This is a genomic window from Bradyrhizobium sp. McL0616, assembly GCF_049993385.1.
Classification (GTDB): Bacteria; Pseudomonadota; Alphaproteobacteria; order Rhizobiales; family Xanthobacteraceae; genus Bradyrhizobium.
Genome location: NZ_CP188255.1, coordinates 5,933,178 through 5,953,949, shown reverse-complemented (window position 1 = coordinate 5,953,949; position 20,772 = coordinate 5,933,178). Strand labels below are relative to the sequence as shown.

Sequence of the window (20,772 nt, the reverse complement as noted above, 5' to 3'; positions counted from 1 at the left end):
GCATGGCCGCCGAGAACGAAAAGTCGAGACTCGATGACGCCGCGCGGGCCGGCTGGCTCTATTTCATTGCCGGCCACACCCAGGACGAGATCGCGAAGATGCTCCAGGTCTCCCGGGCCTCGGCGCAGCGGCTGGTGTCGCTGTGTCTCGCCGAGCGGCTGATCACCTTCCGGCTCGAACACCCCATCGCGGCCTGCATGGAATTGGCGGCGCGTCTGAAGCAGCGTTTTGACCTTGCCCATTGTGAGGTGGTTCCGGCTGATCCTGCTGCGCCGCAGGCCACCGCCGGCATCGCCGAACGCTGCGCCAATCTGCTGGATTCGACGCTGCGCTCGGAGACGCCGGTCATCGTCGCACTCGGGACGGGGCGAGCCGTGCGCGCCGCGGTCGAACGCGTCACGCCGATCGATCGGCCCAACCACCAGATCGTCTCGCTGGTCGGCAACATCTCCGCCGACGGCTCGGCGAGCTTCTACGACACCGTCGGCCGGCTCGCCGACCGTACCGGCGCGCGGCACTATCCGATGCCGCTGCCGTTCCTGATGTCGTCGGAAGACGAGCGCAACAAGATGGTCCGCATCGAGCCGATCGCCAAGGTGAAGGCGGTCGCGGCTAAGGCGGACTTGCGCCTCGTCGGCATCGGCCAGATGGACCAGAAGGCGCAGATCCATGTCGACGGTTTCGTCACGCGCGACGAATTGTTCGAGATGATGCGGCAGGGGGCCATCGGCGAGATCACCGGCTGGGCCTATGACGCGAAAGGCCGGCTGCTCAAGGCCGGCACGAACAAGCGCCTTACCAGCATTCCGCCGGAGGTACCGGCGAAAACCACGACGATCGGTGCCGCTATCGGCGCGGCCAAGGTGCCGGCGATCGCAGCCGCACTCAACGGGCGGCTGATCAACGGCCTGATCACGGACGAGACGACCGCGCGGGCGATTCTGGAGCGGTAGGGCGTTCCCCAGCCGCATCGGGACTGCGCTCCCTCTCCCGGTCTCGAGAGGGGAAGCAGGCCGCGGTACCTGCATGCAATATCTCCAACCCCTCCCGCACCGCAGCACTCATAAGTTGCGAGAACGCCCGCACGCCTGCTTGACAACCATGGCACCTCGGTTGAACATACGCTCAACGCGTGGGCATATGCTCAAAAACGCGAGCTTAGGGAGGTCACCGTGAAACACGTCCTCGGCGCCATCTGCGGCGCGTCAATACTGCTTGCCGTCCCCGCGATGGCCGAAACGACCCTGACGATCGCCACCGTCAACAACGGCGACATGATCCGCATGCAGGGGCTGACCAGCGAATTCACCGCAAAGAACCCCGACATCACCGTGAAATGGGTGACGCTGGAGGAGAACGTGCTGCGCCAGCGCGTCACCACCGACATCGCCACCAAGGGCGGCCAGTTCGACGTGCTGACCATCGGCACCTATGAAGTGCCGATCTGGGCCAAGAAGGGCTGGCTGGTGCCGCTCGCCAATCTTGGCGCGGACTATGATGTCGCTGACCTGCTGCCGAAGATCAAGGATGCGGTCTCCGTCGACGGCAAGCTCTACGCCGCGCCATTCTATGGCGAGAGCTCGATGATCATGTACCGCACCGATTTGTTCGAGAAGGCCGGCCTGAAGATGCCGGAAAACCCGACCTGGGATTTCGTGATCGACGCCGCCAAGAAGCTCACTGACAAGAGCGGGGGCGTCTATGGCATCTGCCTGCGCGGCAAGGCCGGCTGGGGCGAGAACATGGCGTTCCTGTCGGCGATGGCCAATTCCTACGGCGCGCGCTGGTTCGATGAGAAGTGGGAGCCGCAGTTCAACACGTCGGAATGGAAGACGACGCTCACGACCTACGTCAATCTGATGAAGGACGCCGGCCCTCCCGGCGCGAGCTCCAACGGCTTCAATGAAAATCTCGCGCTGTTCAACGCCGGCAAGTGCGGCATGTGGATCGACGCGACGGTGGCGGCGTCGTTCGTCACCAACCCGAAGGAGTCCAAGGTCGCCGACAAGGTCGGCTTCGCGCTCGCGCCCAACACCGGGCTCGGCAAGAACGCCAACTGGCTGTGGGCCTGGAGTCTCGCAATCCCCGCCGGCTCGAAGAAGTCGGAAGCTGCCGAGAAGTTCATCGCCTGGGCAACGAGCAAGGACTACACCAAGCTGGTGGCCTCGAAGGAGGGCTGGGCCAATGTGCCGCCGGGCACTCGGACCTCGCTCTACCAGAACCCCGACTATCTGAAGGTCGCCCCGTTCGCCAAGCTGACGCTGGCCTCGATCGACGCCGCCGATCCGAACAAGCCGACCGTGAAGCCCGTGCCCTATGTCGGCGTGCAATACGCCGCGATCCCGGAATTCCAGGGCATCGGCACGCAGGTGGGGCAGCAATTCTCCGCCGCGCTTGCAGGATCGATGACGGTCGATGCTGCGCTCACCGCGGCGCAATCGACGACCGAGCGCGAGATGAAGCGCGCCGGCTACATCAAGTAGACCCAAGCTCTCCCTGAGCTCACACTTGCGGCCATCCACTTTTCGCTTGATGGATGGCCGCCTTTTCCTCCCAGCGGAGACGCCAAGGATGGCAACCCGGCAGACGCAGTTTCTTGCGCGGTCGCTTCTGGCCCCGGCCGTCGGGCTCTTGTTCATCTGGATGATCGTCCCGCTCGCGCTGACGATCTATTTCTCGACCCTGCACTACAGCCTGCTCGACCCCGGCTCCGAGGCGTTCGTTGGGCTGGAGAATTTTCGCTACTTCCTCACCGATCCCGCCTTTCTCGCTTCGCTCCAGAACACGCTGGTGCTGGTCGGCTCGGTGCTGGCGCTGACGATCCTGCTCGGCATTCCCCTGGCGGTGCTGCTCGATCAACCCGTGATCGGCCTCAACATCGTGCGGCTGATGGTGATCGCGCCGTTCTTCGTGATGCCGACGGTGAGTGCTCTGGTCTGGAAAAATCTGCTGATGCACCCGGTCTCCGGCCTGTTTGCCTGGATCGCCTCGGTGTTCGGGCTGACGCCGATCGACTGGTTCACAGACGCGCCGCTGCTCGCCGTGATCCTGATCGTCGCCTGGCAGTGGCTGCCGTTCGCAACATTGATCCTGCTCACCGCGCTGCAATCGCTCGACGAGGAGCAGAAGGAAGCCGCCGAGATGGACGGCGCCAGCGCGCTCTCCGCCTTCATCTACATCACGCTGCCGCACCTTGCGCGTCCCATCACCGTGGTGATCCTGATCGAGACCATCTTCCTGCTCACCGTTTTTGCGGAGATCTACGTCACCACCGGCGGTGGCCCCGGACTGTCGACCACCAACATCGCCTTCCTGATCTATTCGCAGGCGCTGATTCAGTACGACGTCGGCACCGCGTCGGCGGGTGGCCTCGTAGCGGTGGTGATCGCCAACATCGTCGCCTTCTTCCTCGTCCGCATCGTCGGCCGCAACCTGGAGGCTTGAAGCATGGCGCGGATGGCAACGACGCAGCGGGTGGTGGTATCGACGATCGGAGCGTGGTTCTTCGGCTTCCTGATCTTCTTCCCGATCTTGTGGATGGTGCTGGCGAGCTTCAAGACCGAGCTCGAGGCCTTCGCCATTCCGCCGTCCTTCCTGTTCTTCCACTGGACCACGGAAAACTATGCGACCGTGCAGGAGCGCAGCGACTATCTGCACCACGCGCTGAACTCGATCATCATCGCCGGCGGCTCGACGCTGATTGCGCTGTTGATTGCGATTCCCGCGGCCTGGTCGATGGCGTTCTCGCCAACCAAGCGCACCAAGGACATCCTGCTCTGGATGCTCTCGACCAAGATGATGCCGCCGGTCGGCGTGCTGGTGCCGATCTACCTGATCTTCAAGTCTTTCGGTCTGCTCGATTCCCGCATCGGCCTCATCTTCATCCTCTGCCTCGGCAATCTGCCGATCGTGATCTGGATGCTGTTCACGTACTTCAAGGAGATTCCGCGCGATATTCTTGAGGCCGCGCGCATGGACGGCGCCACCATCGGCCGCGAGCTCGTCTATGTCCTGACGCCGATGGCGATCCCGGGCCTCGCCTCGACCATGCTGCTCAATCTGATCCTGGCCTGGAACGAGGCGTTCTGGACGCTCAATCTGTCGACCTCGAACGCCGCGCCGCTCACGGTGTTCATCGCCTCCTATTCGAGCCCGGAAGGGCTGTTTTGGGCCAAGCTGTCGGCGGCTTCCACGCTGGCGATCGCGCCCATCATCGTCCTCGGTTGGTTCAGCCAGAAGCAGCTCGTGCGCGGGCTCACCTTTGGCGCGGTAAAGTAAAGGGGCTGCCGGATCATGGGTCAGATCACACTTCAGGACGTGCAGAAATCCTTCGGCCCCGTGCACATCATCAAGGGAGCCGATCTCGAAATCGCCGACGGCTCCTTCGTGGTGTTCGTGGGTCCTTCCGGCTGCGGCAAGACCACGCTGCTGCGGCTGATCGCCGGGCTCGAGGACGTCAGCGGCGGCAAGATTTTGATCGACGGCAAGAACGTCGTCGATACGCCCCCCGCGAAGCGTGGACTCTCGATGGTGTTCCAGTCCTACGCGCTCTATCCGCATATGAGCGTGCGCGGCAATATCGGCTTTGGCCTCAAGATGGCGGGGCTTTCCAAGGACGACACCAACCGCAAGGTCGAAGCGGCGGCTGCAACACTGAACCTCACGCCTTATCTCGACCGCAAGCCGCGCGAACTCTCCGGCGGCCAGCGTCAGCGCGTCGCGATCGGCCGTGCCATCGTCCGCGAGCCCAAGGCGTTCCTGTTCGATGAGCCGCTGTCCAATCTCGACGCGGCCTTGCGCGTGCAGATGCGCATCGAAGTCACGCGGCTGCAGAAGCAGCTTGGCACCACCGCGGTCTACGTCACCCACGACCAGGTCGAGGCAATGACCATGGCCGACAAGATCGTCGTACTCAACGGCGGCAAGATCGAGCAATATGGCTCGCCGCTGGATCTTTACGAGAAGCCCGCCAATCTCTTCGTCGCCGGTTTCATCGGCTCGCCAAAGATGAATCTCGTGACCGGCGAGCCGGCCAAGCAGCAGGGCGCGACCACCATCGGCGTGCGGCCGGAGCACATCAAGATCGAGCGTGACGGCGGAGGCGGCTGGCCGGGCACGATTGCGGTCGCCGAGCATCTCGGCAGCGACACGTTTCTTTATGTCGATGCGGGGCCGCTCGGAATGCTGACCGCGCGCTATATCGGCGAATTGAGCCTGCACGCCGGCGACCGCGTGTCGCTGGTGCCGGACCCCGCACGCATCCACCGCTTCGACGCGGGCGGCAGTGCCATTCGGAGCTAACAAGAAACGGAAACACCAAAATGTACCTGGAAAAATTCAAGCTGAACGGCAAGACCGCGTTCATCACCGGCGGCGGCCAGGGCATTGGCCTCGCCTGCGCGGAAGCGCTGGCCGAGGCCGGGGCAAAGGTCGTGATCGGCGACCGCGACAGCAAGGTCGCCGACAGCGCAAAAGCCAGCCTGAAGGTGAAAGGCTACGCCGTCGAGACCGCGATCATGGACGTCACCGACACCAAGCGCGTGGCTGAGGTGGCGAATGATCTCGTCGCCCGCCACGGCAAGGTCGACATCCTCGTCAACAATGCCGGCATTGCGCGGAGCGAAACGCCGGCCGAGACCGTCACCGACGAGCACTGGCTCAACGTCATCGACGTCAACCTCAACGGTACATTCTGGTGCTGCCGCGAGTTCGGTAAGCACATGCTCACGGCGAAGAGCGGCGCCATCGTCAACATTGGCTCGATGTCCGGCTTCATCGTCAACAAGCCGCAAGAGCAGGCCTTCTACAACGCCTCGAAAGCCGGCGTGCATCATCTGACCAAGTCGCTGGCCGCCGAATGGGGCGCGCGGGGCGTGCGCGTCAATGCGGTGGCGCCGACCTATATCGAGACGCCGCTCAACGCCTTCGTGAAGAGCAACGCGAAAATGTACGACGCCTGGATCGGTGGAACCCCGATGGCGCGGATGGGGCAGGTCGACGAGATCGCCTCCGTCGTGCTGTTCCTTAGCTCAGAGGCTGCGAGCCTGATGACCGGCAGCATCGTGCTGGTGGATGGCGGCTACACTTGCTGGTAGGCTTGCGTCAAAATTGACGGAAGCGACCGGGAGCGACAATGCCGCGAGCGTATATCGGCGTCGACGTGGGGACCACGAGCACGCGGGCAGGGGTGTTTGACGAGGCCGGCACGCTGCTGGCGACCGCCAAGCATCCGATCCGGATCTGGCACGAGGCCGGCGACATCGTCGAGCAGTCGTCCTCCGACATCTGGGACGCCTGCGTAAAATCGGTGCGGGTTGCGATGGCGGAAGCCGCAATCGCCCCTGACAGCGTCAGCGGCATCGGTTTCGACGCGACCTGTTCCCTCGTGGTGCTCGATTCCCGGGGCGAGCCGGTCACCGTCAGTGCCTCCGGCGACAAGCAACGCAACGTCATCGTCTGGATGGATCACCGCGCCACGGCCGAGGCGCGGCTGATCAACGAGACCGAGGACGCGGTGCTGCGCTATGTCGGCGGCTCGATCTCGCCTGAGATGGAGATGCCAAAGCTGTTATGGCTGAAGCGGCACATGCGCGCGAGCTTTGACGCCGCCGGCCACTTCTTTGATCTGGCAGATTACCTGACCTGGCGCGCAACGGGCTCGCTGCAGCGATCGACCTGTACCGTCACCTGCAAGTGGAACTATCTCGCCCATGATGGCGGCGGCTGGAGCGGGCAATTCTTCAGGCGCATAGGCCTATCCGACTTCGTCAACGAGAAATACGCCCGCATCGGCACCGAAATCGTCGCGCCCGGCACGCGGCTCGGCGCCGGTCTGACGCGCGACGCAGCCGCCGATCTGGGCCTGTCACCGGGCACGCCGGTCGGCGCGTCGCTGATCGACGCCCACGCCGGCGGCATCGGCGCGATCGGCGGCCGCGACGGAGCCGGCGGCGCGACCGATGTCAGCGATCGCCTTGCCTACATCATGGGAACGTCGGCCTGCATCATGGCGACGACGAAAGAGCCGTGCTTCGTCCCCGGCGTGTGGGGTCCTTATTATTCCGGCATGGTCCCGGATTTTTGGCTCAACGAGGGCGGCCAGTCGGCCGCGGGCGCGGCGATCGACCATCTCCTCAAGTCACATCCAGGCCATGCCGAGGCGAGCGCGGCGGCGCGCAGCGAGGGGCTCGACCTCATTGAATTCCTCGAGCGAGGCATCATTGCGCGCGCAGGCGATGCCAGCCGCGCCGCGGGGCTCGCCCGCGATGTCCATGTGCTTCCCGAGTTCATCGGTAACCGTTCGCCCTATGCCGACCCCGACACGCGCGCCGTGATCGCGGGCCTCGATCTCGACACCGACGTCAGTTCGATGGAGCGGCTGTTCGTCGCCGGCCTCTGCGGGCTCGCTTATGGGCTCGCCGAAGTGATCGAAGCATTCGCGGCGCACGGCGTCCATGCAGGCATCATGATCATGGGCGGCGGCGCTAGCCGCAGTCCCCTTGTGCGGCAGATCATGGCCGATACCACCGGCCTCACGGTCGCATTGCCGCAGACGAAGGAGTCGGTGCTGCTTGGTGCCGCGATGCTCGGTGCCGTCGCTGGCGGCGCCTATGCCTCGATCGGCGAGACCATGGCAAAAATGTCGGCGTTGGGACGGAAGAGCGAGCCGACCGCGCCCGACATGGCCGCCTTCCACGTCCGCAAGCGGGATGTGTATAGACTGCTGCGCGAGGTCGATCGCGCCAGCCGCGCCGCGATGCGCGATATCGCCAAAGGGTGAAACGGATGCTGATGTCTTGCGGCGATGCGCTGATCGATTTCGTGCCGACCCGCAACGTTGATGGACGCGAGGCGGTGATGCCGGCGGTCGGCGGCTCCTGCCTCAATGTCGCGATCGGCATGGCGCGACTGGGTGCGCCCACCGGTTTTGTCGGCGGCATCTCGACCGACATGTTCGGGCGCATGATCGCCGACCATGCTGCAGCTTCCAATGTCGAGCTCGGTCTCGCCACGCGCAGCGCCCACCAGACCACGCTCGCCTTCGTCCGCATCGTCGCCGGCGAGTCGCATTACGCATTCTACGATGCCGAGACCGCGACGCGGAATTGGGCGTATCGGCGCGGGTCCATTCCTTTCGATACGGTCGAAGCCCTTCACATCGGCTCGACCACGCTGGTCAACGACCAGGGCGCGGCCGAGACCAAAGCCCTGATCGCGGACGCGCTGATGTCGTCGACGATCTCCTTCGATCCGAACTGCCGCCCCAACCTCGTCAAGGACAAGCCGGCCTACCTTGCGCGCATGGCGGAGTTCGCAGGCCACGCCGACCTCATCAAGATGTCGGATGTGGACTTCGCCTATCTCCATGGCGAGGAGCCCTATCAGCAACGCGCGAGCGCAATGCTGGGGCAGGGCACGAGCCTCGTCGTGATCACCCGTGGCAACAACGGCGCCATCGCCTGGCATGCGCAAGCAGGCCAGATCAAAATGCAGGCGCCCCAGGTAGCTGTCGCCGATACCATCGGCGCCGGCGACAGTTTTCAGGCCGCGCTGCTGTTCGCGCTGCACAAGCAAGGACGCCTTGCCCGGCAGCATCTCAAGGACATCAGCGCCGACGAACTCCGACGCGCGCTGTCCTTTGCCGCGAATTACGCCGGTCTGACCTGCACCCGCCCGGGCGCCGATCCGCCCTGGGGCCACGAGATCAATTGGAGTTGGTAGGCGCCTCTTAAAGACTTGCAATTTCCGAGCTGCCCCTGCGGATTGCGGCCATGCGTCAACCGAAATGGACAGGCCAGGTCCGCGCTGGCAAGGTCCGCGCGTCCTGATGCGAGCCCGTCCTTATGAGCAATGATCTCTGTTTCCTGTCTGCCACCGAGCTGCGTGAACGCATCAACAGCAAGAAGGTCTCGCCGGTTGAGGTCGTCAGCGCCGTGCTCGCACGTGCCGAGACACTCCAACCTGAATTGAACTGCTTCATCACGCTCTGCGGCGATGAGGCGATGGCGGCGGCACGCGAAGCCGAGCGCAAGGTGATGGCCGGCGAACCGCTTGGCCTGCTGCACGGCCTTCCCGTTACCGTCAAGGACATCGTCAATACGAAGGGCGTGAAGACCACGTTTGGCGCCGTCCCCTACAAGGACAATGTGCCGACTGAGGATGCCGTCGCGGTGGCCAGGCTGCGCGCGGAAGGCGCGATCCTGATCGGCAAGACCACGACGCCTGAGTTCGGCAGCAAATGCCTGACCGACTCGCCGCTGTTCGGCCGCACCCGCAATGCGTGGGACGCGGAGCGTTCCTCCGGCGGCTCCAGTGGCGGCGCGGCGGTGGCGGTCGCGAGCGGCATCGCCCCGCTGGCGATCGCGACCGATGGTGGCGGCTCGACGCGAATTCCCGCCGCTTGCAACGGCGTGGTCGGGCTGAAGCAGAGCAACGGCGTGATCGCGCACAGCCAGGCGCTCGATGCCTTCGGCAACCAGACCTATGTCACGCCGATGACGCGCGATGTCGCCGACACCGCCTTGATGATGCAGGCGATGGCGGGCGAGGATGTGTGCGATCCCTGGTCGATCGGTGTGCCCGTTCCTGATTTCATCGGCACGGCCGCCCCACGCGGCGATCTGCGCGGGCAAAAGATCCTGTTCTGCGCCTCGCCGCCCGGACGTCCGGTGTCCGCCGATGTCGCAACGGCCTTCAAGGCGAGCCTCGATCGGCTCGCGAGCCTTGGCGCCGTGCTCGAGGAGTTTTCGGGCGAAGGCTTTGACGTCGAGCCGATCTGGCGCGCCATCAACCACACGGTCTGGCGCACGCGCTTCGCCAAGCTTGTCGCCGAGCATGGCGACACCTTAAGCGAAGCCTTCGTCAAGCAGGTCGCGCTTGCGACCAATGTCAGCGGCGTGGCCTATCAGGAAGCGATGTTCGCGCGCACGGCGTTGTTCCGCCGCGTGCAATCCCTGCTTGCGCGCGGGCATCTCCTGGCGACGCCGACCATCACCCGCACCGCGCTGCCGATCGACCAGGACCTGTTCGGCACCATCGAGATCGACGGCCAGCATTATGACAGCGTCCGGCCGCACTGGTTTCCCTGGACCATGCCCTTCAACATGACCGGCCACCCGGCGATCAGCCTGCCCTGCGGCTTCGGCCGCGACGGCCTGCCGATCGGCCTTCAGCTCGTTGGCGGCTTCCGGGCCGATGCGGAATTGCTGCGCGTCAGCGCGCTGTTTGAGGCCTCGCACGACCTTCTGTCCCGCCGGCCCGGCTGAGATGAGGCCTGTGCGGCAAAGGGCTTGCGTTGGCCGTCCGGACATGTTGATCGTGCCGCGGATGAGCCCTGAAACCGAGCGCGCATGAGCGTATTCTTTCTCCGACGTCTCCTGACCTTGCTGGCGACGCTGGTCGGCGCATCCGTGATCATTTTCCTGGTGCTGGATGCGCTGCCGGGCAATGCCGCGCAGATGCTGATGGGGGCTGACGCGTCGGCGGACGCGGTGCGCGCGCTCACCGTCAAGCTCGGGCTCGATCAGCCGCTGGCGATTCGTTACCTGCAATGGATCAAGGGCATGCTCGTCGGCGATCTCGGCAATTCCTATGTCTACGGCACGCCGGTCGCGAGCCTGATCGCGGAGCGGATGGCGCTGACGATTCCGCTCGCGATCATGTCCATGCTGATCACGGTGACGCTGGCGCTCTCGGCCGGCATCTACACCGCCGCCAACCACAACAAGCTTGGCGATGTCGGTGTGATGTCGCTGACCCAGATCGGCATCGCGCTGCCGAATTTCTGGTTCGCAATTTTGCTGGTCCTCTTGTTCGCCGTGCGGCTGCAATGGCTCTCCGCGGGCGGCTTTCCCGGCTGGGAGGACGGCATCTGGCCAGCCGTCAAATCGCTGCTGCTGCCTGCGGTCTCGCTCGCGGTAGTACAGGCCGCCATCCTTGCCCGCGTCACGCGGTCGGCCGTCCTGGAAGTGCTGCGCGAGGATTTCGTCCGCACCGCGCGCGCAAAGGGGCTCGGCAAGCGCGAGGTGCTGTGGCGCCACGTGCTGCGCAACGCCATGATCCCGGTGATGACCGTGATGGGACTGCAATTCGCCAATCTGCTCGCCGGCACCATCGTGATCGAGAACGTGTTCTATCTGCCGGGCCTTGGCCGGCTGATCTTCCAGTCGATCGCCAACCGCGACCTGATCGTGGTGCGCAATTGCGTGATGCTGCTCGCCGCCATTGTGGTCATCGTCAATTTCGTGGTCGATGTGCTCTATGCCTTCATCGATCCCCGTATCAAGGTTCACGACCTGTGAGTGCGCCATTGGCCGCCCCGGTTGACGCGCCGGTGACAACACGTTCTCTGCCGGCCCGGACCTTCTGGGGCCGCGCGCTGCATCATCGCAGCTTTGTGCTGGGTGGCGCGCTCAGCTTCCTGGTCCTCGCCTCGGCGCTGCTGTCGCTGGTGTGGACGCCGTGGTCGCCCTACGAGATCGACATCGCCTCGAAACTCCAGCCGCCATCCGCGGCGCACTGGCTCGGCACCGATTCCTTCGGCCGCGACATCGTCTCGCTGCTGCTCGCTGGCGCCCGCTCCACCATCATGGTCGGCATTATCGCGGTCAGCATCGGTCTCACCTTCGGTGTCTGCCTCGGCCTGATCGCATCGGCCAGGCGCGGCTGGACCGAAGAGATCATCATGCGCTTCTCCGACTTCACCTTCGCCTTTCCGGCCGTGCTCTCGGCGATCATGCTGGCTGCGGTCGTAGGTCCGGGCATGGTGACCTCGATCATCGCGATCGGCATTTTCCAGATCCCGACCTTGACCCGGCTGACACGCGGCTCCGCCAACGCGATCTGGGCGCGCGAATACGTGCTGGCCGCGCGCGCCGCTGGCAAGGGCGCCTTCCGCATCACCATCGAGCATGTGCTGCCCAACATCCTGTCGATCCTGATCGTGCAGGCGAGCATCCAGTTCGCGCTGGCCATTCTGGCCGAAGCCGCCTTGTCCTATCTCGGTCTCGGCACGCAGCCGCCGCAGCCGTCCTGGGGGCGCATGCTGAACGACGCGCAGACGCTGCTGTTCCAGTCGCCGATGCTCGCGGTCTATCCGGGCGCCGCGATCGCGGTCGCCGTGCTCGGCCTCAATCTCCTCGGCGACGGCTTGCGCGATCTGCTCGATCCCCGACTGGCGCGGGAGCGGTGACGATGGCTGATACTGCACCGCTGATCGAGGTTGCCAATCTCGGCGTCCGCCTCAACACCAGCCGCGGACCTGCGCAGGCCGTGCGCGGCGTCAGTTTCGCCTTGAAGCGCGGCGAGACACTCGGGCTGGTCGGCGAATCCGGCTGCGGCAAGTCGGTCACGGCGCTTTCGTTGATGGGGCTGTTGCCGGACAGTGCGGTCGTCACCGGCAGCATCCGGCTCGACGGACGCGAGCTCGCCGGACTTTCGGATGCCGAGTATTGCAGCTTGCGCGGCAACCGCATCAGCATGATTTTCCAGGAGCCGATGACCGCGCTCAACCCGATGCACACGATCGGCCACCAGGTCGCCGAGCCGCTGCGGCGTCACAGGAAATACTCCGCGGCGCAGGCGCGGCGAGAGGCGATCGCCTTGCTCGACCGCGTCGGACTGCCCGATCCTGCAAAACGCATCGATGCCTATCCGCACCAGTTTTCCGGCGGCCAGCGCCAGCGCGTCACCATCGCCATGGCGCTCGCCTGCGAGCCGGATCTGTTGATCGCGGACGAGCCGACCACTGCGCTCGACGTCACCATCCAGGGCCAGATCCTCGATCTCATCGCCGACCTGGTCGAGGAACGCGGCATGTCGATGATCCTGATCTCGCACGATCTCGGCGTCATCGCCGAGAACGTGCAGCGCATGATGGTGATGTATGGCGGCACGGTCGTCGAGAGCGGGCCAACCGACCAGGTGTTCCGCCGCATGGGACATCCCTATACGCAAGGCCTGTTCCGCGCCCGCCCGCGGCTCGGCGCGCGCAAGGGAACGCGGCTGACGACGATCTCGGGCACGGTGCCGGAGCTCGCCGATTTGCCGGACGGCTGCGCTTTCGGCGAGCGCTGCCCGCTGGTCGAGGACAAATGCCGCGCGGCGCTGCCGCCGATGGTGGAGGTCGGTCCTGGTCATGTGGTGCGCTGTGTGCGCACCGATGTCTCGATGGCCGCGAATGTCGGAGCGCTGTCCGCATGACCGCAGCGCCGCTTCTCGACGTCAAAAATCTCGAGCAGCGCTACACGCTGCCGCGCGAAAGCCTGTTCCGTCCGCCCGGCCAGGTGCGCGCGCTCAACGGCGTCAGCGTGCAGGTCGCTAGCGGCAAGAGCCTCGGCATCGTCGGCGAATCCGGCTCGGGCAAGTCGACCTTCGCGCGGGTGGTGATGGCGCTGGAGCGGCCGACATCGGGGCAGGTCGCGCTGCTCGGCCGCGACCTCAACCAGATCTCCGCCGACGAGCTGCGCCGCGCCCGGCGCGATTTCCAGATGGTGTTCCAGGACCCCTACGGCTCGCTCGATCCGCGCCAGACCATCGGGCGCATCGTCGCCGAGCCGCTCACCGTGCTGGAAGGCGCCGATCGCACCACCTTCCGCGATCGCGTCGCCGCGGTATTGCGGCAGGTCGGCTTGCGTGATGCGGACATGGACAAATATCCGCACGAGTTTTCCGGCGGCCAGCGTCAGCGCATCGCGATTGCGCGTGCGCTGATCACGCAACCAAAGCTGATCGTCGCCGACGAGCCCGTCTCCGCGCTCGATGTCTCCGTGCAGGCGCAGGTGTTGAACCTGATGCAGGACCTCCAGGAGCAGTTCGGCCTGAGCTACGTCCTGATCAGCCACGACCTCGCCGTCGTCGATTATCTCTGCGACGAGGTCGCGGTGATGTATCTCGGCCGGATCGTCGAGCAGGGGCGCCCCGAGGATTTGTTCGAGCGCTGCGCCCATCCCTATACGCGGGCGCTGCTGGATGCCGTGCCGCGGGCGCGCGCCGGCGGTGGCCGACGCCGGCGCGGGGCCCAGGCGATCGCCTCGCAATCGGCGACTGCAACGGGGTGTCCCTATGTCGCGCGCTGTGCGCTCGCCGACCAGCATTGCCGCGAGGCGCTGCCTGAGTTACGCAGGGTGGGCGAGGCTCATTTCGCCGCCTGCCACAAGGCGGAGGACGTGATGGCGTTGCCGCAAGCGGGCATGGAAGGTTAGTGTCCGCCGCAGGATTGGCGTAGTCTGGAAAGACAGAAGGCCGGGGAGTTAGGCATGTTCAGGAAACTATCGATCGTCGCTTTTGCCGCCGCATTGGCCGCGGCACCTCTGCCGGTGCTGGCGCAGAGCAAGAAGGACAGCGTCGTCATGGCAATGTCGCTGGAGCCGCCGGGCCTCGATCCCACCAATGCCGCTGCGGCTGCGATCGCCGAGGTTACGCTCTACAACATCTATGAGACCCTGACCAAGATCAACGAGGACGGCTCGGTCTCGCCGCTGCTGGCCGAGAGCTGGACCGCATCGCCCGACCTGAAGAGCTACACCTTCAAGCTGCGCAAGGGCGTCAAATTCCACAACGGCGAAGCCTTCGATTCCGCGGCGGTGAAGTTCTCGTTCGAACGCAACGCGGTCGCCACCAGCACCAACAAGGACAAGAGCCTGTTCCAGGGCTTCGATTCCGTTGCCACGCCCGATGCCGACACGGTCGTGCTCACGCTGAAGAATTCCGAGCCGAACCTGCCGTTCCTGCTCGGGCAGGCGAGCGGCTCGATCGTCGAGCCGAAGAGCGCGCCGACCAACATCACCCAGCCGGTCGGGACCGGACCCTATCAGCTCGGCGCCTGGGCCAAGGGCTCCTCGATCACGCTGGCCAAATGGGCCGACTACCGCAACGCTGCCGCGATCAAGCTGTCGAAGGTGACGATCCGCTTCATCTCCGATCCGGCGGCGCAGATCGCGGCGCTGCTCTCGGGCGACGTCGATGCATTCCCGCGCGTCACGGCGGCGCGTGCCTTGCCCCAGTTCAGGTCCGACCCGCGCTTCAGCGTCCAGGTCGGCGGCTCCCGCGCCAAGACTATCGTTGCCATCAACGAGAAGAAGAAGCCGCTCGATGACGTCCGCGTGCGCCGCGCTATCCTGGCCGCGATCGATCGCAAGGCGATCATCGACGGCGCTGTCGACGGTTTCGGCACGCCGATCGGCAGCTTCTATGTCCCCGGCGCGCTCGGCTATGTCGACACCACCGGCATCAATCCCTACGACCCCGAGAAGGCCAAGAAACTGCTGGCGGAAGCCGGCGTCACCGCGCCGCTCGAACTGTCGCTGAAGCTGCCGCCACCGTCCTACGCGCGTCAGGGCGGCGAGATCCTCGCGGCCCAGCTCGCCAAGGTCGGCATCATCGCCAAGATAGAGAACGTCGAGTGGGCGCAGTGGCTGTCGCAGGTGTTCGCGCCGAACGGTCCGCACAATTTCGACCTCACCATCGTCAGCCATGTCGAGCCGTTCGACCTCGTCAAGATCACGGAGTCCGACTACTATCTCGGCTACAACAACGAGGCCTTCAACACGCTCTACAAGCAGATCGTGTCGACGCCGGACGAGGCAGCGCGCGCCAAGCTGCTCGGCGACGCCCAGCGCATGCTGGCAACCGACGCGGTCTCCGGCTATTTGTTCCAGCCGCAGCTCATCACCATCACCAGCAAGAAGCTGAAGGGCGTCTGGAAGGATGTCCCGCAGTTCGAGAACGACTTCTCGACCTGGTCCTGGGAGTAGGGACGGCTCGATCAAGGCAAGACTGCCGATTCTACGCTGACCTCTCCCCATCGGGGAGAGGTCAATCGTTTGGGCCTGCCCAAACAAAAATCTGAAAAACAACCCCATGCACAGTAGCCGGTGATAATCATTTCAATGGCTTGCGCAGCCCGCATCAATGGCTTGCGCAGTCCGCGATGCCGTTGACCCGTCGGGCAAAACACCGGCATGATGCCATCGTCGAAGAGGGCCGCGCGTTTTCGTTTGAAAGCGCCGCCTCTGTTGATCCCCAGACTTTGAACGTTTGGAATTTTCATGCGTTTAGCTCAACGCAGGATGGCCGCATGCGGCGCGATCCGGCGCGCGGGGACACGGAGTTCGGTCATTGCTCAAGCTGTACAGATGGCCGTCGGATGACTGGCAAAACATCGGCGCGGAAATGCCGGCCGAGATCATCTGGGCCGATCTGCTGAATGCAACGGACAAGGAAAAAGAGTTCGTCGAACGGCTGCTTGGGATACGGGTGCCGTCCGAGCAATCCCTCAGCGAGATCGAAGCCTCGAGCCGGCTGATCTACGACCACGGCAAGCTTTATCTCAGTTCGCCGGCCGTCCGGTTCAACGAGGACAATGAGGCCGAGATCACGCCGGTCGGGTTCGTCATCGGGCCGCGGGTGCTGGTGACGGTGCGCTTCTGGCCCCTGTCGATCTTCGACGATATCGGCAAGCGTATCGGGACAGACGGCGGTCTCGAGAACGGCATGTGCGTGTTCACCAGCCTGCTCGAGGCGATGGTCGACCGCGGCGCCGATGTGCTGGAGCATCTGGGCGCGAAGGCCGATACGCTCTCAAGGAGCGTCTTCAAAGGTGGCCTCGTGCGGACAAAGCGGCCGGTACGCTCGGGCCAAAGGATGCGTGAGGCGCTGGAGAATGTCGGCGAACTGGCCGATCGTCTCGCCAAGGCGCGAGACGTGTTGCTCGGGGTCGGGCGCATCGCTTCGTTTGCCGGCGATGTCGGAAGTGAGTGGATCACGGCCGCGTCGAAGAAGCGCCTCGAGGCCATATCGAAGGACGTCGCATCGCTGAGCGACTACGAGACGCGGTTGTCTGACAAGATCCAGCTTCTGCTAGATGCCGTGCTCGGCTTCATCAACATCCAGCAGAATGAGATGTTCAAGGTCCTTACGATCGTGTCCGTGGTCGGCGTGCCGCCCACCATCCTGGTCGGCGTCTGGGGCATGAATTTCAAGAACATGCCCGAGCTGAGTTGGACATTCGGCTATCCGCTGTCCTTGCTCGCCATCATCGCCAGCGGTGTGCTGCCGCTGATCTGGTTCAAGCGCCGCGGCTGGTTCGATTGACCGGGCGCGAGCCTGGCCGCAAGAACCCCTCCGCTTCGCGTTTCATCTCGCTTAAGGAATTGTCCATGAAGAGGCCATCGGCTGCTGTTCTGTCTTTGTCATTGATCGCGATGGCCGCAGGCGTGCCGGCAGTTGCAAAAAATGCGGCGAAACCCGGCTTGCCGCTGGTGGCGGTGGCGCCGCAATATGACTCGACCCATGTCTACGTCGCGCCGGATGACGTCGACAAATTCGTCGCGAGCTTTCTCGCAACGTTTGGCGGCCACAGCTCCAAGCAGGTGGTTGCGACGGTCACGCCGACCCCCAGCAGCACGACGTCACAGCTGCTTCAGACGCCGGTGGGAATGGTCTCGCTGTTCGGTTTCAAGACGCCCGTGCCATACCCGTTCGGCGCCGAGCGGAACGGGTATCTCGTCAGCGACATCGACGTGGCGATCAAGGCCGCCCGTGCTGCCGGAGCCGACGTCGTTGTTTCAACGTTTCCGGATCCGATCGGCCGCGATGCCGTGGTGCAGTGGCCGGGAGGCATCAATCTGCAGCTCTACTGGCACACGACAAAGCCGAACTACGCCGCGCTCGAGACGATCCCCGAGAACAGGGTTTACGTCTCGGCCGATCGGGCGGATGCTTTCCTGCGCAGTTTCCTCGCATTCTCGCACGGCAAGATCGCCTCCGAAACGACGACGGCGCCCGGGCTTGAAATCGGCCGCGCGGCAGAGACGTATCGGCGGGTTCGTATCGAGTCGGCGTTCGGAAAGATGGTCGTTCTCGTCACCGACGGGCACCTGCCGTATCCCTTTGGCCGCGAGACCACGGGCTACGAAGTGGCGGACCTGGACGCAACACTCGCGAAGGCCAGGGCTGCCGGCGTGTCGGTCCTGGTCGAGCCCTATACCGTCGATGGCCGGACCGCGGCGATGGTGCAGTTTCCGGGCGGCTATGTTGCAGAGATATATTCAGCGCAGGTCAGGCACGCCGGCCCATAGGTCGGTTGAAGGGACGCGCTGTCGGGGCCGGGCTCTATGCCAGGCTAGGGGCGGCGCATCGTCGTTGAACGATGCGCCGCGCGTGAGTTATGCCGCCTCTGCGGCGACGTTGCCGATCCAGTCGCGGGCCAGCGTCACGTCGGCCTGCGACAATTGATGGCCCGCCGGCAGGACCTTGTGGGTCACGCCGGCGCCCGCTTGCGATAGCAGCGCTGCGAGGCGCGCCGAGTTACTCGCCGGCACGATCGGGTCGGCTTGCCCGGACAGCAACAGCACCGGTTTGCCGCCGAGTTCGGCCTTCGGCGCATCCGACAGCGGCACCATGGCGCGCAGCAGAATTGCGCCCGCGAGTACGTCCGGCTTCAGCAGCAACAGCGCGGCTGCGATGTTGGCGCCGTTGGAGAAACCGACCGCGATGGGCGCTGCGATGCCGTAGCGTTGCTGCGCCTCCGCGACGAAGTCGCCGAGCTCGAGCGCGCGCCGGCGCACGTCCTCTTCGTCGAATACGCCCTCAGCGAGACGGCGGAAGAAGCGCGGCATGCCATGCTCAAGGACGCGTCCGCGCGGCGAGAGCAGGGCCGAGCCCGGCGAGATCATCTTGCCGAGCCCGAGCAGGTCGTTCTCGTCGCCGCCGGTGCCGTGCAGCAGCAGGAGCGGCGTCGAGCCCGCGTCGCGCGCCGGCTCGAAGCGATGGATGAAGGAAGTCTCGGTCATGACACGCTCTCTTCCAGGTTCGGCAGCACGCCCTCGATCTGCTTGCGATGCGCTTCGAGGAAGCTCGGCAGCTTCAAATCACGTCCCAGCGTCGCGACGGGTTCGTCGACGGCGAAGCCGGGGATATCGGTTGCGATCTCGAACAGCACGCCGCCGGGTTCGCGGAAGTAGATCGAGCGGAAGTAGTTGCGGTCGCGCTGCTCGGTCGGATGCAGTCCATGATTGGAGACAAGCTTCTGCGCCATCTGGCCCTGCTCGGCATCATCGGCCGCGCGGAAGGCGATATGGTGCACCGACCCGCCGCCCTGATGGCCGCGCAGAAAGCCCTTGGCCTCGTAGATGTCGACCACGCTGCCCTCGACATCGCCTGATGCCTTGAAGCGGATCACGGAGCCTTCGCGTGCGGTCTCCTTGAAGCCGAACACGTCGGTGAGGACGGCGGCCGTCTTCGCCGCGCTGTCGAGCAGCAGTGTCACGCCGTGAAAGCCGCGGATCGCATGTTCGGCCGGCACGTCGCCATTGCTCCAGCCGGGCTCGTTCTCGGCGCCGGTGATACCGACGAGCGCCAGCGCCATCCCGTCCGGATCGGTGAACGGCAGCACGGATTCACCAAAACGCTTCTCCAGCGCCTCGTAAGCAATGCCCTTCTCGATAAAGCGCTGCGTCCAGTAGCCGAGCGAGCGCTGCGGCACGCGGAGGGCGGTCTGATGGGTTTCGCCGACGCCGCGGCGCCCGGCGGCCGCGCCTGCCCAGGGGAAGAAGGTCAGGATGGTGCCGGGCCGGCCGGTCTCGTCGCCATAATAGAAATGATAGGTGCCGGGATCGTCGAAATTGACCGTCTTCTTGACGAAGCGCAGGCCGAGATCGCGGGTGTAAAAGCCGAAATTCCTGATGGGGTCGCCAGCGATCGCGGTGACGTGGTGCAGTCCAGACATTGTCATCCTCCAAAAGCTCGGGGAGCGGTCTTGCTCTCTGGCCGGAAATATCGTTCCGCTTTGGATTGGAGACAATCCGTGCAAATATGACGTCTATGTCTACGATTTGGAAACAATCCGGGGGGCCGGCCCTTGGATAAGGTCGCCAGCCTCCGGGCCTTCGTGAAAGTGGTCGAAAGCGGCAGCTTTGCCGAAGCCGGCCGCCAGCTGCGGCTGTCGCGCTCGGCGATCAGCAAATACATCGCCGATCTCGAAGGGAGCCTCGGCGTGCAGCTGCTGAACCGAACCACACGGCATGCGAGCCCGACCGAGAACGGCCAGCGCTATTTCGAGCGCGCGGTCGTGATCCTCTCGGAGATCGAGGCCGCCGATCAGGCGGTGACGCAAGCCCAGTCGGCGCCGCGCGGCCTGCTGCGCGTCAACGCGCCGATGTCGTTCGGCACCATGCGGCTCGGGCCGGTGCTGGCCGAGTTCATGGAGAAATATCCGGAGCTACAGCTCCAGCTCGTGCTCAGCGACGATCTGCTCGATCCCGTCCAGGACGGCTTTGACGTGACCTTGCGGATCGCGGAGCTGGAATCCTCCAGCCTGATTGCGCGCAAGATCGTACCCGTGCCGCGCATGATCTGCGCCTCGCCGGACTATCTCGCGCATCACGGCACGCCAAAGCATCCGCAGGATCTGCGCGACCACGCCTCGCTGACTTACGGCTTCCTGCTCACCGGCAATCAGTGGAAGCTCACAGGCAGCGACGGCGACCACTGGATCCAGCCGGCCTGGTCGCTCTGCGTCAACAATGCCGAAGTGCTGCGCGATGTCGCGATCAAGGGCAGGGGCCTCGCGCTGCTCCCCGAGTTCATCGCTGCCGACGCTTTGCGGAAGGGCGAGCTGCGTACGGTGTTGGACAAGTATTCCGCGCCGCCGCTCGCGCTCTATGCGGTCTATCCGCCGACACGGCATCTGTCGGTGAAGGTGCGGCTGTTCATCGACTTCCTGGTCGAGCGCTTCGGTCGCGATGAGGAAGCGTCATTTCGGCCAACATGACC

Annotated in this window: 20 protein-coding genes; 17 read left to right on the top strand and 3 right to left on the bottom strand. The window is 64.7% G+C overall.

The annotated features are described in order from the left end of the window. The first annotated feature begins 2 nt into the window (after nucleotides 1-2). The 14 genes from ACPPVR_RS28830 (at nucleotide 3) to ACPPVR_RS28765 (ending at nucleotide 15,752) form a co-directional block, all read left to right on the top strand. On the top strand, nucleotides 3-953 hold the full coding sequence (locus ACPPVR_RS28830) for a sugar-binding transcriptional regulator (protein WP_426609947.1): 951 nt from the start codon (nucleotides 3-5) through the stop codon (nucleotides 951-953). Nucleotides 954-1,172: 219 nt separating this feature from the next. Then, the gene (locus ACPPVR_RS28825) at nucleotides 1,173-2,483 is read left to right on the top strand and encodes an ABC transporter substrate-binding protein (protein ID WP_426609946.1); all 1,311 of its coding nucleotides are present in this window, start codon (nucleotides 1,173-1,175) and stop codon (nucleotides 2,481-2,483) included. Between the two features lie 88 nt (nucleotides 2,484-2,571). Then, on the top strand, nucleotides 2,572-3,444 hold the full coding sequence (locus tag ACPPVR_RS28820) for a carbohydrate ABC transporter permease (protein ID WP_426609945.1): 873 nt from the start codon (nucleotides 2,572-2,574) through the stop codon (nucleotides 3,442-3,444). A 3-nt stretch (nucleotides 3,445-3,447) separates the two neighbouring features. Further along, a complete protein-coding gene (locus ACPPVR_RS28815; protein WP_426609944.1) occupies nucleotides 3,448-4,278 on the top strand; it encodes a carbohydrate ABC transporter permease in 831 nt (276 codons plus the stop codon). Nucleotides 4,279-4,293: 15 nt separating this feature from the next. Next, nucleotides 4,294-5,301 (top strand): ABC transporter ATP-binding protein, encoded by a 1,008-nt coding sequence (locus ACPPVR_RS28810; protein ID WP_426609943.1) that lies wholly within the window; start codon nucleotides 4,294-4,296, stop codon nucleotides 5,299-5,301. A gap of 20 nt (nucleotides 5,302-5,321) precedes the next feature. Beyond that, nucleotides 5,322-6,095 carry an SDR family NAD(P)-dependent oxidoreductase gene (locus ACPPVR_RS28805; protein WP_426609942.1) on the top strand — a complete coding sequence of 258 codons (774 nt, stop codon included), beginning with the start codon at nucleotides 5,322-5,324 and terminating at the stop codon, nucleotides 6,093-6,095. 38 nt (nucleotides 6,096-6,133) lie between these two features. Continuing rightward, the gene (locus ACPPVR_RS28800) at nucleotides 6,134-7,780 is read left to right on the top strand and encodes an FGGY-family carbohydrate kinase (protein ID WP_426609941.1); all 1,647 of its coding nucleotides are present in this window, start codon (nucleotides 6,134-6,136) and stop codon (nucleotides 7,778-7,780) included. A gap of 5 nt (nucleotides 7,781-7,785) precedes the next feature. Beyond that, nucleotides 7,786-8,721: a carbohydrate kinase family protein gene (locus ACPPVR_RS28795; RefSeq protein ID WP_426609940.1), complete on the top strand. Its 936-nt coding sequence runs from the start codon at nucleotides 7,786-7,788 to the stop codon at nucleotides 8,719-8,721. 122 nt (nucleotides 8,722-8,843) lie between these two features. Next, on the top strand, nucleotides 8,844-10,265 hold the full coding sequence (locus ACPPVR_RS28790; RefSeq protein ID WP_426609939.1) for an amidase: 1,422 nt from the start codon (nucleotides 8,844-8,846) through the stop codon (nucleotides 10,263-10,265). A gap of 84 nt (nucleotides 10,266-10,349) precedes the next feature. Continuing rightward, nucleotides 10,350-11,300 carry an ABC transporter permease gene (locus ACPPVR_RS28785; RefSeq protein ID WP_426609938.1) on the top strand — a complete coding sequence of 317 codons (951 nt, stop codon included), beginning with the start codon at nucleotides 10,350-10,352 and terminating at the stop codon, nucleotides 11,298-11,300. After that, nucleotides 11,297-12,190, top strand: a complete 894-nt coding sequence (locus ACPPVR_RS28780) for an ABC transporter permease (protein WP_426609937.1) — start codon at nucleotides 11,297-11,299, stop codon at nucleotides 12,188-12,190. Before ACPPVR_RS28785 ends, ACPPVR_RS28780 begins: the two co-directional genes overlap by 4 nt. Before the next feature lie 2 nt (nucleotides 12,191-12,192). Continuing rightward, nucleotides 12,193-13,200: an ABC transporter ATP-binding protein gene (locus tag ACPPVR_RS28775; RefSeq protein ID WP_426609936.1), complete on the top strand. Its 1,008-nt coding sequence runs from the start codon at nucleotides 12,193-12,195 to the stop codon at nucleotides 13,198-13,200. Then, nucleotides 13,197-14,201 carry an ABC transporter ATP-binding protein gene (locus ACPPVR_RS28770; protein WP_426609935.1) on the top strand — a complete coding sequence of 335 codons (1,005 nt, stop codon included), beginning with the start codon at nucleotides 13,197-13,199 and terminating at the stop codon, nucleotides 14,199-14,201. Before ACPPVR_RS28775 ends, ACPPVR_RS28770 begins: the two co-directional genes overlap by 4 nt. A gap of 54 nt (nucleotides 14,202-14,255) precedes the next feature. Further along, the gene (locus ACPPVR_RS28765; RefSeq protein WP_426609934.1) at nucleotides 14,256-15,752 is read left to right on the top strand and encodes an ABC transporter substrate-binding protein; all 1,497 of its coding nucleotides are present in this window, start codon (nucleotides 14,256-14,258) and stop codon (nucleotides 15,750-15,752) included. An 11-nt stretch (nucleotides 15,753-15,763) separates the two neighbouring features. On the opposite strand, the gene ACPPVR_RS28760 is transcribed toward ACPPVR_RS28765, so the two are convergent. After that, nucleotides 15,764-16,048: a hypothetical protein gene (locus ACPPVR_RS28760; RefSeq protein WP_426609933.1), complete on the bottom strand. Its 285-nt coding sequence runs from the start codon at nucleotides 16,046-16,048 to the stop codon at nucleotides 15,764-15,766. Between the two features lie 68 nt (nucleotides 16,049-16,116). Here ACPPVR_RS28760 and ACPPVR_RS28755 point away from each other — a divergent pair, with 68 nt between their 5' ends. Together ACPPVR_RS28755 and ACPPVR_RS28750 are read left to right on the top strand one after the other, a co-directional pair. Then, complete coding sequence (locus ACPPVR_RS28755) at nucleotides 16,117-17,091, top strand: magnesium transporter CorA family protein (RefSeq protein ID WP_426609932.1); 975 nt, start codon at nucleotides 16,117-16,119, stop codon at nucleotides 17,089-17,091. Nucleotides 17,092-17,156: 65 nt separating this feature from the next. After that, complete coding sequence (locus tag ACPPVR_RS28750) at nucleotides 17,157-18,077, top strand: glyoxalase (RefSeq protein ID WP_426609931.1); 921 nt, start codon at nucleotides 17,157-17,159, stop codon at nucleotides 18,075-18,077. An 87-nt stretch (nucleotides 18,078-18,164) separates the two neighbouring features. On the opposite strand, the gene ACPPVR_RS28745 is transcribed toward ACPPVR_RS28750, so the two are convergent. Together ACPPVR_RS28745 and ACPPVR_RS28740 are read right to left on the bottom strand one after the other, a co-directional pair. Next, the gene (locus ACPPVR_RS28745; RefSeq protein WP_426609930.1) at nucleotides 18,165-18,791 is read right to left on the bottom strand and encodes an alpha/beta hydrolase; all 627 of its coding nucleotides are present in this window, start codon (nucleotides 18,789-18,791) and stop codon (nucleotides 18,165-18,167) included. Then, a complete protein-coding gene (locus ACPPVR_RS28740) occupies nucleotides 18,788-19,726 on the bottom strand; it encodes a ring-cleaving dioxygenase (protein WP_426609929.1) in 939 nt (312 codons plus the stop codon). The genes ACPPVR_RS28745 and ACPPVR_RS28740 overlap by 4 nt, the downstream gene beginning before the upstream one ends. A gap of 132 nt (nucleotides 19,727-19,858) precedes the next feature. Here ACPPVR_RS28740 and ACPPVR_RS28735 point away from each other — a divergent pair, with 132 nt between their 5' ends. After that, nucleotides 19,859-20,770, top strand: coding sequence for a LysR substrate-binding domain-containing protein (locus ACPPVR_RS28735; RefSeq protein ID WP_426609928.1), 912 nt, complete (start codon nucleotides 19,859-19,861; stop codon nucleotides 20,768-20,770). The last annotated feature ends 2 nt before the right edge of the window (nucleotides 20,771-20,772 follow it).